Origin of the sequence: Halomonas nitroreducens, assembly GCF_003966155.1 — a bacterium.
Lineage (GTDB): Bacteria > Pseudomonadota > Gammaproteobacteria > Pseudomonadales > Halomonadaceae > Halomonas > Halomonas nitroreducens.
The window spans coordinates 194,386-208,564 of record NZ_RXNS01000002.1 but is presented as its reverse complement, the minus strand read 5'-3'; the positions used below and the strand labels follow the sequence as shown (position 1 = coordinate 208,564).

Sequence of the window (14,179 nt, the reverse complement as noted above, 5' to 3'; positions counted from 1 at the left end):
GCCGGGACAAGTCGGGGCTGCCAACGGGGGCCGCGGACCGGGGGCACAGGGCCCCCGGTCCGGGGGCGGTTCAGCTCACGCGCTGACCCGGCTGGGCGCCGGAGTGGGGTTCCAGCAGGTAGATGCCCTCGTCGTCGCCGGCCGCCAGCACCATGCCCTCGGAGACGCCGAAGCGCATCTTGCGAGGCGCCAGGTTGGCGACCATCACGGTGAGCCGGCCCTCGAGAGCCTCGGGGGCATAGGCCTTGCGGATGCCGGCGAAGACGTTGCGGGTCTCGCCGCCCAGGTCGAGGGTCAGCTGGAGCAGCTTGTCGGCGCCCTCAACGTACTCCGCCTTGGCGATGCGGGCGATGCGCAGGTCGACCCTGGCGAAGTCCTCGAAGCCGATCTCCGGGGCGATCGGCGTGTCGGCCAGCGGGCCCTTGGGGGTCTCCTTGAGTTTCTGTTCTTCCACCAGGTCCTCCTTCGATGCCTCGATCATGGCATCGATGCGGTCAGTCTCGACGCGGGTCATCAGGGGCTTGAACTTGGCGACCTCGTGATCCAGCAGCAGTTCCTGGCGGCTGTCCCAGTCGAGAGTCTCGAGCTGCATGAAACGCCGGGCGCCCTCGGCCATGGCCGGCACTACCGGCGCCAGGTAGACCATCAGCTGGCGGAACAGGTTGATGCCCACCGAGCAGATGTCCAGCACCTCCTGGTCGCGACCCCCCTGCTTGGCCAGCACCCAGGGTTCCGCCTCGGCGATGTAGGTGTTGGCCTCGTCGGCCAGTTCCATGATCCGGCGCATGGCGCGTCCGAACTCGCGCGCCTCGTAGTGATCGGCGATCTCGTCGCCGGCGGCGATGAAGCGGGCGACCAGCTCGGGCGCCGCGCAATGGCCGGACAGGCGACCGCCACCGAGCTTCTTGACGAAGCCGGCACAGCGGCTGGCGATGTTGACCACTTTGCCGACCAGGTCCGAGTTGACGCGCTGGGCGAAGTCCTCGAGGTTGAGGTCGAGATCGTCGACCCCGGCGGTCAGCTTGGCGGCGAAGTAGTAACGCAGGTACTCGGGATTGAGATGGTCGGCATAGGTGGCAGCCTTGATGAAGGTGCCACGGGACTTGGACATCTTGGCCCCGTTGACGGTGACGAAGCCGTGGCAGTTCACCGCCGTGGGGGTGCGAAACCCGGCGCCGTGCAGCATGGCCGGCCAGAACAGCGCATGGAAGTAGACGATGTCCTTGCCGATGAAGTGGTAGACCTCGGCGTCGGAGTCCTCGCGCCAGTAGGCGTCGAAATCGAGGCCCTCACGGTCGCAGAGGTTCTTGAAGCTCGCCAGGTAACCGATGGGGGCGTCCAGCCAGACGTAGAAGTACTTGCCCGGGGCGTCGGGGATCTCGAAGCCGAAGTAGGGGGCGTCGCGGGAGATGTCCCACTCGTTGAAGCCGGACTCGAACCACTCCATCAGCTTGTTGCGGATCTGCGGCTGGACATGGTCGTCGTCGATCCAGCCCTTCAGGAAGCGGGCGAAGTCGGGCAGCTTGAAGAAGTAGTGGGTGGAACTCCTGACCTCCGGGGTGGCGCCGGAGATGGCCGAGACGGGATCGATCAGCTCCGCCGGGGTGTAGGTGGCGCCACAGGCCTCGCAGTTGTCGCCGTACTGGTCGTCGGTCCGGCACTTCGGGCAGGTGCCCTTGATGAAACGGTCGGCCAGGAACAGCCCCTTCACCGGGTCGTACATCTGCTCGATGTCGCGGGTCGCGATATGCCCCTTGTCGCGAAGCCGGGTATAGATCAGCTCGCTGAAGTGCCGGTTTTCCTCGGAGTGGGTCGAGTGATAGTTGTCGAAGGCCACCCCGAAGCGCGCGAAGTCTTCCTGGTGCTCCCGGGAGACCCGGTCGATCAGCGCCTCGGAGGTGATGCCTTCCTGCTCGGCGCGCAGCATGATGGCGGTGCCGTGGGCGTCGTCGGCGCAGACGTAGTGGCAGTTTTGGCCACGACTCTTCTGGAAGCGCACCCAGATGTCGGTCTGGATGTACTCCAGCAGGTGGCCCAGGTGAATGGCGCCGTTGGCATAGGGCAGGGCGCTGGTGACCAGGATCTTGCGCGGGGCGGTATTCGACATGGTGGCTCAGAGGTTCCCGTAAACGTGGATCACGGCGGCCGACTCGACGCCTGGGCGAAGTCGAGGCCGCCATGGGAAAGTCCGTGAAATCAGGCACCCGATTGTAGCATCTTCGTCCTCGCCTGCATCCGCCCGATGGCCTGCCGTCGTCAGCGGGCGACGCTTGGCGGTCCCCGGCGACTCGGGTAGAGTGCGTTCCTTGCCGGCGAGGGGCCCCAGGGGATGGAGGCGTCTGCCGGCAGACGCATCCGCCTTCTGTCACCTTCGGTCGTTCCCCCCACCTGCTTCACGGAGGTAATTCTCATGGCATTTCGCCGTCTCCTGCCCGTCCTGGGCGTCATTACCCTGCTTGCCGGTTGCGCCAGCGGGGCCATCGCCCCGACGTACACCAGCGAGAACCCCGACATCATGCGTATCGGCAACGAGCGCCCGGCCGACCCTCAGGTCACCACCGAGAGCCTCGGCTCCTACTGCATCAAGGTCACCGAGACCTGGAGGGAGCAGGGCGCGACGCCCGATGGTCAGAAACTCTGGGCCCTGAACACCCAGCGTGAGGTGGTGCCCTGCAACTAAGGATCGTCGCGCCGATCCCCGGGCCCGGTGTGTGACGCCACCGGGCCCTTTGCCCGGCGTCCGGTCACGCCCCGGCCGTTAATGCCTTCCTCCCGGGACGCTCCGAGGAACGAGACGCCATGAGCAGCCCTCTCGCTCAGCGGTTCTCGTGCTGTGCCTGACCCGGGCGCCGTCGGCGACATAGCGACTCGACACGGCCTTCCTCGCCCATCCCGACTCCCGCTGCTCCTGGGTCCCGAGCGCATCGTGCCCTCCGCCCCTGGACGAGCCCAAGCGGGACCGCCATCATGTGGCCCCTGTGCTCTGTCGATGTACGGCTTGCATTACCGCACAGGACCGTCCCTGCCTCGGCACTCTCTGCCAACCGTCCTTCACCCCACGCACTAGACTGATAATGGATACCCTGAGCAGGCCGGAAGCGACGATTCAGGGTTTCCGGAGGTGTAAGTCGCCATAACACATGGTGGCTCAAGCCCTTGAAGGCCTCGTGACCTTCAGGGCGTGAGTGCTTGCGGTATCGGTAGGGTGGCGTGCGCTTGACACGACACCACCGTCGATATGGCAATGGAAGGCGAGATGAGAATAGAGCGGCGGCACAGGCGTCAGGCACTGCTGGGGGGGCTGGCGCTGCTGGGGCTGGTGGCTCTGGGGCTGTGGGTCTACCAGTCCGGGTGGATCGATCCCGTCCGTCTGGAGCGCTTGGGCCTGAGTCTGGGCCCCTGGGGACCGCCGGTGCTGGCAGGGGTGATGGCGCTGACGGTGGTGGTGGGCCCGATTCCCACCATGGTAGTCAGCGTGTCGGCCGGGATGCTCTATGACCCGCTGCTGGCCTTCCTGCTGAGCATGGTCGGGGCTCTGCTGGGAGCCGGTCTGAGCTTCTGGATCGCCCGACTGGTGGGCCGGCCGGTCATTGAACGGCTGTTCCATGGCCACGTTGCCCTGTTCCCTGAATGCCCCCAGCGTTTCCTCTTCGGTATGGTGCTTATGGCGCGGCTGATTCCCGTGGTCTCCTTTGCCCTGGTCAGCTATGCGGCAGGACTCACCGCGCTCACTACCGGCCGCTTCCTGGTCGCCACGGCACTGGGCATGTCCCCCATGACCCTGATCTACGTGCTGGCGGGGAAGGGGATCGCCATCGACAGTGGCTGGGCGATGGCGGGTGGGCTGGTGGTCCTGGGCTTGCTGATCGCGCTGCCCCGGATGGTCGATGCCGGCTGGATTCCCTTGCCGAAGCGCTGGCGGGAGTTCGTCGACCACCTCAGGCATCCCCGCTAGCCTGGGTGCCATATCGTGAGCTGACGAGGGGACAGGGGCCATGGGTCGACTGATCGCCGGTATCCTCCTGCTGACCTGCCTGGCTGCCCGGGGAGGCCAGGCCGATGTCCGCTATCCTGCCAATCCGGTTGTGACCCCGACGGCGGTCTTTGCCTCGCACGACGGGGTCGTGCGCTTCGACCGCGACGGCGGGGCAGCCATCTGGCGAAGCCTGGCCGGGGAGCAGACCTTCGAGCCCGTGCCGGTGGGGGAGCGGTTGCTGGTGGGCACCAGCGCGGGACTCGTCGCCCTGGACGCGGTTAGTGGCGACCCGGTGTGGCGCCGCTTTGCCGGCACCAGCGTATTCTCGCCCACGGTGGCGGGTGAGGTGGCCTATGTGGCGGGGCGCGATGGCAGCCTTCGGGCCCTGGATATCGCGACCGGCGAGGTGCGTTGGCAGCGTCGGTTCACGGGCTGGGTGTACCCCCCGGCCCTCCACGGCGGCGTGCTTGTGACCGGCGGCCAGGCAGCCGAACTGGTCGGGCTCGATCCGCAAAGTGGCGAGGAGCGCTGGCGACGTTCGCTCGGCCAGGAGCTGGTCTATCGACCGGTCGCCGGTCGCCACGGCGTCTTCGTCACGACCTTCGCGGGCATCTTGTGGGCCATTGATCCGGCCGACGGCGAGGTGCGGTGGCTGCACCGGGATGACGTGGTGAGCGACAGTCCGTCGGTGGTCGGCGACGAACTCTACCTGCCGCGTTTCGATGGCCTCGTACAGGGCTTTGACCAGGCGAGCGGCGAGGGCATCGGGCGCTATCGCCTGGGCAGCGATGCACTGATGCCGGTGTCCACCGATGAGGGATACGTGGTGGCGAGCGATGGGGCCGGTCGTGTGGCGGTCCTGAAGCGCCAAGGATTGGTCCCGACCTCGAAGGTTGAGCTGTCGCCGGCTCCCTCATTGCCTCCACGGCTCTGTGCCGGACACTTGCTGTGGGTGACCGAGCCCGGGCCGCGGCTCGAATCGCGCCCCCTTTCCGTGCCAAACCATGACGAGATGTCCGAGGTCGGCGAGACGGCACGCTGCCGGTGAGGCGGTCGCCTTGGCTGTAAGGTCGGCCCCTCAACCGCTACCAACCCCCGTAAGCCTATATCCAAGATAACGGCAGAAGGGGGTTCCATGACTACTCAACAGTTTCTGGGCGCTATCGGCCTCGGCCTGGTGCTGGGCGGTCCGCTGGCCATGGCGCAGCAGGCACCGTTCGGCGGCGAGGACGACGTCAACTACGCGGCCTCCCTGTGGAGCGCCCTGCAGGAGGCCAACCTGGTCGGCGAAGGCCGGACCATGTCCGCACCCTACACGGGCCAGCATCCCCACGGGGCCATCCTTGACACCATCGACGGCGAGGTGACGGTCGATGGCACCAGCGGCCCGGTGATCATCAAGCGCAACTATGGCGGAGAGGGCGTCTCCAAGCAGGCCGTCTGGAACGAACCCGACGCCTATCTGGGGGCCGTCACCGTGATGTTCCAGCGCGAGGGGTATGATCCGGAAAACAACGACTGGTTCTGGGTCAAGTACCTGCCCAGCGGTGAGCTGGATACCAATCCCAAGGGCGTGCCCCTGGCCGGCCGCGTGGCCAAGGGCATGGATCAGGGCTGCATCGCCTGCCACACGGCAGCGCCGGGTGGCGACCTGGTCTATGGGCACGACCGCTTCCAGTAACGCTCTCGAGGGGGGCGCCGGCCAGGCTCCCCCCGCGGTCAGCGCGGCTCTGGGCGGTAGACGCCGAAGTGTTCCAGTCCGCGGTCGGCGAGGTGGAGCGCCTGCATGCGGCTCATCACCCCCTGGTCGCAGAACAGCAGGTAATGCCGGTCCCGGGGCAGGGTCGGGGCGCGGTCCTGGAGTTCGTAGAAGGGAATCTGCAGCAGCGGAGCCTCGTCGACCACCAGTGGTGCGGCCTCCTGTTGCGCCGGCGAGCGGATGTCGATCACACAGGGGGTGGGCAGCGTCGACAGTGCTTGCGGCGAGTCCACCGTCAACACTTCGCCGGGTGGCCTGGTCTGTTCACCGAGCCGATCGCTGCGGGTGACGACGGCAGCCTCCAGGGCGGCATCCAGCACCGCGAAGTCGAAGTCGGCCTCGGCGGCCTCGAGTCGCTGCGGGTCGGTCTTGATATGCGGCCGCCGCGAGATCACGCCACAGTACTCCGGCATGGACTCGGCGAAGCGGGCCGTATCGAGCCTTCGTGCCTGGTCGATGATGGATTGCTTGTCCTCGGTGAGCAGCGGGCGAAGGATGGGGATCGGGCTGGCGGCATCGATCTGGCCGAGGTTGGTGAGTGTCTGGCTCGACACCTGGGCAATGGCGTCGCCCGTGACCAGGGCCGGAATCCCTGCCTGCTGGGCAACGCGGCCGGCGGCGCGGACCATCATGCGTTTCAGCACGACGCCCATCAGGCCGTCGGGGACGCTGCGCAGGATTTCCCCGACCACGCCCTCGAAGGGCACCGAGAGGAAGCGTACCCGGTGCGAGGCCCCATAGCGCGCCCAGAGGTGGTGGGTGAGTTCCCGGACCCCGGCTTCATGGGCCGGGCCGCCCAGGTTGAAGAAGATGAAGTGCGTCTTCACCCCCCGGCGCATCATGCGCCATGCAGCCACCGGCGAGTCGAAGCCTCCCGACATCAGCGCCAGAGCCTGGCCCTGCACGCCCAGCGGATATCCACCGATGCCCGGCCAGCGGTCTCGGATCACCTGGACGCGATCATCGGTGAGTTCCACGGGCACCACCACGTCCGGATCGCGAAGATCGACCCTGGCGGAGGGGGCGGCGCGGAGCAATGCACTGCCCAGGTGGCGTTCCATATCCTCCGAGGTGAAGTCATGATGCCCCCGGCGCTTGGCCCTGACGCGAAAGCGTCGGCCTTCGATGGCGTGGCGCCAGAGGGGCGTGATGCGCTCGGCGATATCGTCCAGGGAGACGAAGGGTAGGTCTTCGGCCGCCAGGATCTCCTGGATGCCGGGAATGCGCGCCAGGTTGCCCTCGATGGTCGCGGTCAGGTCGCGACTCAGCCCGGCGGGCAGTCTCACGCGAATCGAGTCCCATTGGTCGCGAACCCGAATGCGCTCATCGTGGCGGCGCAGGGTCGTGCGGATATTCCCGGTCAGGCAGCGGGTCATCTGCTGCCGAGCGGAGCGGGACTTGATGGTGATCTCCGGGTGCAGCTTGATCAGGTAGGACATGCGGCGACGCGTTGAAAAAGTGTCGTGCCATTCTATCAGGCGCCGCCGCGAGGCGCAGGGGCGTGGCGGCCGGCGGCACCGCTGTTGCCGCCACGCCATGCTGCCGTCGTCAGTAGAGGGCCTGCTCCTCGCGGACGACTTCCTTGAGCAGTTCCAGGAAGAGGCGATCCGCCTCGGAGTGCTCGGCGGGATCCTCCGGGATGTGCACGCTGGTGGTGTCGGAGATCTCGTTGGCGATGCGGGCCATGACATCGGCCTGGTCGCCGTCGCCGAGGCGTTGCCGGGCGATCTCCAGGGACTGCTCGAGGATCTTGGGGTCCTGGAGCAGTTTCTTGATGAAGCTGCGTAGCTCGTTGATCACACGGGTCTTCTGGATTTCCGATGAGGACATGGCGTTCTCCTTGTGCGGGCCGGTGCTGTCTTGCCGAGACGATACCATGTTTGTCCCCGTGGGCGAGAGGCCAGGCCTCTACCATGTAAGACATCGCTCACACGATCCATGGGCGATCGCTTGCAACTATTCCCCTCGGACCGGCTGCCAAGGCTGCCAAACCTTGTTAATGTGTGTAACAGTATGTTGCCTATAATGCCGGGGACAAGGGATTTCTCATGCTGAGGCATGACAAACCGGTGCCGCAGGACATGAGACATCCCCCAAGAAAGGCAGGCGGCAGCCAGGTGTCTGTGGCATCGCGCCGCCTCCGTCCCATTACGCACAACGAAGGGAACTGCCATGAAACGCGCGCGTACACAGCCATCATCAACCGGGAGGCGCCTCGCCAGGGGCCTGGCTGCCGGTGCCACCCTGGCCTTGTTGCCACTTGCCTCGGCCGTGGCGCAATCGTTGCCCGCCGGCCTCATGTCACCGGGCTCGGCCAACCTCCAGCAGGTGGTGCAACAGGCCATTTCCTCCAACCCGGAGGTGCAGGCCGCCTGGCGGGCCTTCCAGGCCTCGGGGCATGATGCCCGTGCGGCCTGGGGTAACTACCTGCCGAGCGTCGACGTCAACGCCGGGGTGGGGATCGAGGACCGTGAAAACGATGGCCGGGGCAGTTATGACACCGATTACGCCGAGCTGGCACTGAGCCAGATGCTCTATGACGGCTTCGCCACCCGGAGCGAGGTCGAGCGCCTCGACCGGGCGGAACTGGTGCGCTACTACGAGCTGCTCGGCGCCAGTGAGGAGGTGGCCCTGGAGGCCGCCCGGGCCTACCTCGATGTCCAGCGCTACCGGGAGCTGGTACGGCTTGCCCAGGACAACTATCGCAAGCACCTGGAGGTGTTCAACCAGATCGAGCAGCGGGTCGCTTCCGGTGCCGGCCGTCGGGTCGACCTGGAGCAGATCAGTGGCCGCCTGGCGCTGGCCGAGTCCAACCTGATGACCGAGGCGTCCAACCTGCATGACGTGACCGCCCGCTATCAGCGCATCGTCGGCGACCTCCCGGCGGCGAGCCTGACACCGGCTCCGCGTTTCGCCGACCAGCTTCCCGCCGATGTCTCCCAGGCGCTCGACCTGGCCTTCCAGGGCAATCCGGAATTTCACGCCGCTATCGAGAATATTGCCGCCTCCCGGGCGGAGCGGCGCGGGACCCAGTCCGACTTCCATCCTCGGCTGGACCTGGTGGGGCGCACCGGGACTTACCAGGACGGCGACAGCACCAGCCTGTTGACGCCGGACGAGCGGCAGGACCGCCACAGCATCGAGCTGGTGGCCAGCATGAACCTCTATCGGGGTGGCAGTGACCTGGCGGAGTTCCGTGCCGCCAGTGACCGCGTCGAGCAGGCCATCAACCTGCGCGAGAAGGCCTGCGTGGACGTGCGCCAGACCACCCAGATCGCCTACAACGATACCCGGCGCTTGCGCGAGCAGCTCGCCTACCTCAACCAGCATCGCCAGTCCACCGATCGGGTGCGCGGGGCCTACCAGCAGCAGTTCGATATCGGTCAGCGCAGCCTGCTCGATGTGCTCGACACCGAGAACGAGTTCTTTGAGGCCAGCCGTGCCTACGTCAACGCCCAGTACGACGTCGCATTGGCCGATGCCCGTACCCTGGCCGCGATGGGCCAGCTGATGCAGGTGCTGGAGGTGCGCCGCGATGATCTGCCCAGCCTGTCGGAGCTGGGCAGCGAGGGCATTCGGCTCGACCCCGAGACAGTTTGCCCGGCACCGGGACCCAGCGGCTACACCCTGGCGGATTTCACCGATGGCATCAGCCCGGCCCCGACCCGGGCCCCGGACGTGACCCTTTCCGCCGATGCCCTGTTCGAGATCAACAGCGCCGAGCTGAGCCTCGAGGCCCGCCAGGAGCTGCGCTCGCTGGCCGAGCGGATTCGCGGGCGCAATGACCTGGCGCGCGTCTATATCGCTGGCCATGCCGATATCACGGGGACCGATGCCATCAACGAGCCGCTGTCGCGGCGGCGTGCCGAAAGTGTGGGGGACTACCTGATGGCCCAGGGCGTTGACGCCGGTCTGATCGAGACCGAAGGGTTCGGGTCGCGTCGTCCGGTGGCCACCAATGCCACCGTGGAGGGGCGGCGCCAGAACCGCCGGGTAGAGGTCACCCTGGAGCGGGTCGGAGAGAATCTCGACCTGAGCCAGCGGGAACCCGTCCTCCAGGGGCGCGTCGCGGGATGATGCCTGTCCGGGGGCATCGGCCCCCGGCATCCGCGACATTGACCAAGTGCAGAGGTGTCTGTGACACAACAGGAAACCCTGGGAAAAGGCGCTGGTGCCAGTTCGGCGGTTCGCGACGAATTGCTGGAGTGCCTGCAGACCATCGCCCTCGTCCATGACCATGACGTCAGCGCGGAAGCGCTGACCGCCGGCCTGCCCCTGGAGGCCGGGCGCCTCACTCCGGGGGTCTTTCCCCGTGCGGCGACACGTGCCGGCCTGTCGGCCCGGATCGTCAAGTCCCGTCTGGTGCAGCTGAACCCCGCCTTGTTCCCCACTGTGTTGTTGCTCGAGCCCGGCCGGGCCTGCGTGCTGGTGGCCCTCGACCTGACGTCGCGCCGTGCCCGGGTGATCTTTCCCGAGCTCGGCGAGGCCGAGACCGAGGTCGATCTCGATGGCCTGCAGGGCAGCTACAGCGGCCAAGCCATCTACGTGCGTCCGCGCTTTCGCTTCGATGCGCGCGGGCCGGAGATCCGGCGCTCGGCGTCACGTCACTGGTTCTGGGGCGTGATCCGCGAGAATCGCCGCCTCTATCGAGACGTCATCGCTGGTTCCGTGGTGATCAACCTGTTCGCGGTCGCCATGCCGCTGTTCGTGCTCAACGTCTACGACCGGGTGGTGCCCAACCATGCCACCGAGACGCTCTGGGTGCTTGCGGCGGGAATCTTCGTGGTGCTGTGTTTCGACCTGGCCTTGCGCCTGATGCGTAATGCCTTCGTCGACCTGGCGGCGAGCCGGGCGGATGTCAAGCTGTCCGCGGCGATCATGTCCCAGGTACTGGGACTGCGCATGGCGGCCCGCCCGGCGTCCACCGGTTCCTTCGCGGCGACGCTGCAGTCCTTCGAATCGGTGCGCGCTTTCATCGGCTCCGCCACGGTGGTCGGGTTGGTCGATCTGCCCTTCGTGCTGCTGTTCGCCGGTATCATCGCCCTGATCGGGCCGCCGCTGGTGATCCCGGTGCTGGTCGGTGTTGCCTTCGTGCTGCTCTATGCCCTGGCGGCACAGGGCAAGCTGCACGAGCTGTCCGAGACCACCTGGCGGGTGAGTGCCCAGCGCAATGCCACCCTGGTGGAGTCGGTCTCCCAGCTCGAGACCGTCAAGGCCCTGCGCGGCGAGAGCCGCATCCAGGGCTCCTGGGAACGGGCCTCGGCCTATCTCTCGCGTACCGCGGCACAGCTGAGACTGGTGAGTTCCTCGGTCTCCAGCGTGGCGTTGTGGGCCCAGCATAGCGTGGCGGTGGCGGTGATCCTCATCGGTGTCTACCTGATCATCGACGGCCAGCTGACACAGGGCGGCCTGATCGCCGCCTACCTGCTCTCCTCCCGGGCCATGGCGCCGGTGAGCCAGGCGGCGGCCCTGCTGGCGCAGTATCACCAGTCGGCCACGGCCCTGCAGTCCCTCGAGGGCGTGATGCAGCTGCCGGTCGAGCGCCCGGACGGGCAGCGTTTCATCGACCGCCCTGTGATCCGGGGCGATATCCGCTTCGACAAGGTGACCTTCCGCTATCCCGACGAGGAGCAGGATGCCCTGTGTGACGTGTCGCTGGGCATCGAGCCGGGCGAAAAGGTGGCATTGCTGGGACGCGTCGGGTGCGGCAAGACCACCCTGAATAAGCTCCTTCTGGGCCTCTATGCGCCCGCCAGCGGGGCGGTGAGGCTCGACGACGTGGACATTCGCCAGTTCGACCCCATCCAGCTGCGGCGCCATATCGGCTACGTGCCCCAGGACGTGAGCCTCTTCTACGGCAGCCTGCGAGAAAACATCGTGGCTGGCGGCGGCAGCGAGGGTGTCGAGGACGAGGCGCTGCTGCGGGCCATCGAGCTCAGTGGCCTCGAGGGTCTGGTGAATGGTCATCCCCAGGGCGTCGATCTGAACGTCGGCGAACGGGGGCAGCGGCTCTCCGGGGGGCAGCGTCAGGCCGTGGCCATCGCCCGGGCTCTTGTCCATGACCCCCAGGTGCTGCTGCTCGATGAGCCGTCGAGCTCCATGGACCATTCCACCGAGGAGGCGTTCAAGGCCAGGCTGAAGCACTATGCCCAGGGCAAGACCATGGTGGTCGTGACTCACCGTACGTCTCTGCTGTCTCTGGTCGACCGCATCGTCGTCATCGACGCCGGCAGGGTCGTGGCCGACGGGCCTCGCGACAAGGTAGTGGAGGCCCTGCGCAAGGGGCAGATCGGGAGGGCCGCCTGATGACGGCTTCACGGCGCAGTGCCGAGCAGCAGGGCTTCGAGGCCATTGGCCGGTTCTCCGATACCGGTGGCCGTGCCTTCCGGCCCTTCATTGACCGTCTCTTCGCCCGCCGCGTGACGGCGGCGCACCTCGATCGTGACTGGGCGAGCGATGCCGACTGGGCTCGGCTGCAGCAGGATCCGCTGCGGGCCAGGGCCTTCCTCTACGTGGTGCTACTGGCAGTGGCGGCCCTCATCGTCTGGTCGGCCTTCGCCGCCATCGATGAGGTGACCCGTGGGGTCGGGCGGGTGATTCCCTCGAGTCAGTTGCAGAAGGTGCAGTCCTTCGATGGCGGGGTGGTACAGGAGATCCTGGTCGCGGAGGGTGACAGGGTGGCGGCGGGGCAACTGCTGATGCGCATCGATCCGACACGCTTCCTGGCGACCTTCCGGGAGAACCGGGCCAAGGCCCAGACACTGGAGGTTCGCGCCGCACGGCTGAAGGCGCTGGTCACGGAGTCCGAGTTCTCTCCCTCCACCTCACTGCGTGAAGCAGCCCCGGGACTCGTGGCCCGGGAGCGAGAGCTCTATGAAAGCAGCCTCGAAGCGTTGGCGGAGCAGCAGAGCATCCTCGAGGAACGCCTGGCGCAACGTCGAGCCGAGCTGGACGAGGCCCGATCGCGGCGGGATACCGCGGCCAGGGACCTGGGTATGGCCAGCCGGGAGTTGAACCTGACCCGGCCGCTGCTGGACTCAGGCGCGGTCTCCGAGGTCGAGGTGCTGCGGTTGCAGCGTGAGGTCTCCAAGGCTAGCGGCGAGCGGAACCAGGCGGCGGCCCAGGTTGAGCGTCTGGAGGCCGCCATCGAGGAAGCCCAGGCGCAGCTTCGCGAGGTGACCCTGGAGGCCCGCAATGAATGGCGCAATGAACTGTCCCGGACACTCGGCGACCTGGCGGCATTGGACGAGTCCAGCACCGGTCTCGAGGACCGGGTGCGGCTGGCCGAGATTCGCTCGCCCGTCGACGGGGTCGTGCAGCGCCTGGGCATCACCACCCTGGGGGGCGTGGTGCAGCCCGGCCAGGAGGTGGTCGATATCGTGCCCACCGACGATGCCCTGCTGGTGGAGGCGCGCATCGCCCCGCAGGACATTGCCTTCCTGCGTCCTGGGCAACCGGCGACCATCAAGCTCACCGCCTATGATTTCGCCATCTACGGTGGGCTCGAGGCCGAGCTCGACCATATCAGTGCCGACACCATTACTGACGACGAAGGAAACACTTTCTATCTGGTCCGGGTCCGCACCCGGGAGGGCGGCAACGAGCACGCGGCGCTGGACGTGATTCCCGGGATGACCGCTCAGGTGGACATTCTCACCGGCAAGCGCACCGTGATGCAGTACCTCCTCAAGCCGGTCCTGCGGGCCTGGGACAATGCCATGGGGGAGAGATGATGGCGCAGTTGTTCGTGTGTCAGGGGCGCGACGAGATTCCTCGTTGGCGTGAAGCCTTCACCGAGGCTCGACTCATCGGGCCCGAGCAGGCACGGGCCCAGGCTGTCGCTGGGGATCGGGTATGGGTGACCAGTGACCTGGAGCACTGGTCGAGCCTGGTGACCACGCTCAGTCAGCGTGGGGTCATCCTCAGTGTGCTGAGCTATGCGCCGAATTCCCGCGAGGCCTTTCAGGCGCTGGGGGCCGGTGCCCGCGGCTATGCCCATGCTCTTTCACCGCCTGAGCTGCTGCGCCAGGTGGAGACGGTGGTCACTCACCAGGGGATCTGGGTGTGGCCGGAGCTGCTTGCCCAGGTGGTGGGCGGCGCCTTCCGCACCCTGGGGGGCGAGGCCGTGCTGCAGGAGGAAACCCTGGCGTGCCTGACCGAGCGCGAGCGCGCGGTGGCACGGGCCGTGGCCGAGGGACTCAGCAACAAGGCCGTGGCCAAGCAACTGGAGATCACCGAGCGAACGGTCAAGGCGCATCTAGGCGCCGTGTTTCGCAAGCTCGGCGTGCGCGACCGCATGCAGCTGATTCTCAAGCTCTCCCACCAGGAGCAGGATGTGCTGTGATCGGCGCCTGGCGCTCCCGGGCCAAGTGATGGCCATGGGCCTGATACATTTTGTCACCCTGTCCATCGGTCCAATACCGAGGCATGTCGCCGTCCCCTAA

At 66.9% G+C, this 14,179-nt stretch carries 11 protein-coding genes; 8 read left to right on the top strand and 3 right to left on the bottom strand.

The features are described from left to right. Window positions 1-70: 70 nt before the first annotated feature. On the bottom strand, window positions 71-2,107 hold the full coding sequence (metG, locus tag EKG36_RS02810; RefSeq protein ID WP_126480825.1) for a methionine--tRNA ligase: 2,037 nt from the start codon (window positions 2,105-2,107) through the stop codon (window positions 71-73). Between the two features lie 303 nt (window positions 2,108-2,410). Between metG and EKG36_RS02805 the strand changes: the two genes are divergently transcribed. From EKG36_RS02805 to EKG36_RS02790, 4 genes are all read left to right on the top strand, one after another. Next, window positions 2,411-2,680: a hypothetical protein gene (locus EKG36_RS02805; protein ID WP_126480823.1), complete on the top strand. Its 270-nt coding sequence runs from the start codon at window positions 2,411-2,413 to the stop codon at window positions 2,678-2,680. A gap of 576 nt (window positions 2,681-3,256) precedes the next feature. Further along, a complete protein-coding gene (locus EKG36_RS02800; RefSeq protein WP_185827462.1) occupies window positions 3,257-3,955 on the top strand; it encodes a TVP38/TMEM64 family protein in 699 nt (232 codons plus the stop codon). Between the two features lie 40 nt (window positions 3,956-3,995). After that, a complete protein-coding gene (locus tag EKG36_RS02795; protein ID WP_126480819.1) occupies window positions 3,996-5,024 on the top strand; it encodes a PQQ-binding-like beta-propeller repeat protein in 1,029 nt (342 codons plus the stop codon). A gap of 87 nt (window positions 5,025-5,111) precedes the next feature. After that, the gene (locus tag EKG36_RS02790; protein ID WP_126480817.1) at window positions 5,112-5,657 is read left to right on the top strand and encodes a hypothetical protein; all 546 of its coding nucleotides are present in this window, start codon (window positions 5,112-5,114) and stop codon (window positions 5,655-5,657) included. A gap of 38 nt (window positions 5,658-5,695) precedes the next feature. Here EKG36_RS02790 and thiI read toward each other — a convergent pair whose 3' ends face one another. After that, window positions 5,696-7,174: a tRNA uracil 4-sulfurtransferase ThiI gene (gene thiI, locus EKG36_RS02785; RefSeq protein WP_126480815.1), complete on the bottom strand. Its 1,479-nt coding sequence runs from the start codon at window positions 7,172-7,174 to the stop codon at window positions 5,696-5,698. 109 nt (window positions 7,175-7,283) lie between these two features. Beyond that, window positions 7,284-7,565, bottom strand: coding sequence for a hypothetical protein (locus tag EKG36_RS02780; protein ID WP_126480813.1), 282 nt, complete (start codon window positions 7,563-7,565; stop codon window positions 7,284-7,286). Between the two features lie 342 nt (window positions 7,566-7,907). On the opposite strand from EKG36_RS02780, the gene EKG36_RS02775 reads away from it, so the two are divergent. From EKG36_RS02775 to EKG36_RS02760, 4 genes are read left to right on the top strand one after another with little or no spacing between them, the layout of a single operon-like run. Further along, window positions 7,908-9,812 carry a TolC family outer membrane protein gene (locus EKG36_RS02775; protein WP_246007416.1) on the top strand — a complete coding sequence of 635 codons (1,905 nt, stop codon included), beginning with the start codon at window positions 7,908-7,910 and terminating at the stop codon, window positions 9,810-9,812. 60 nt (window positions 9,813-9,872) lie between these two features. Next, a complete protein-coding gene (locus tag EKG36_RS02770) occupies window positions 9,873-12,041 on the top strand; it encodes a type I secretion system permease/ATPase (RefSeq protein WP_246007415.1) in 2,169 nt (722 codons plus the stop codon). After that, window positions 12,041-13,468, top strand: a complete 1,428-nt coding sequence (locus EKG36_RS02765) for an HlyD family type I secretion periplasmic adaptor subunit (protein WP_126480808.1) — start codon at window positions 12,041-12,043, stop codon at window positions 13,466-13,468. Before EKG36_RS02770 ends, EKG36_RS02765 begins: the two co-directional genes overlap by 1 nt. Further along, entirely contained in the window at window positions 13,468-14,079 is a 612-nt protein-coding gene (locus EKG36_RS02760; RefSeq protein ID WP_126480806.1) for a response regulator transcription factor, read from the top strand. Before EKG36_RS02765 ends, EKG36_RS02760 begins: the two co-directional genes overlap by 1 nt. Window positions 14,080-14,179 lie beyond the last annotated feature (100 nt).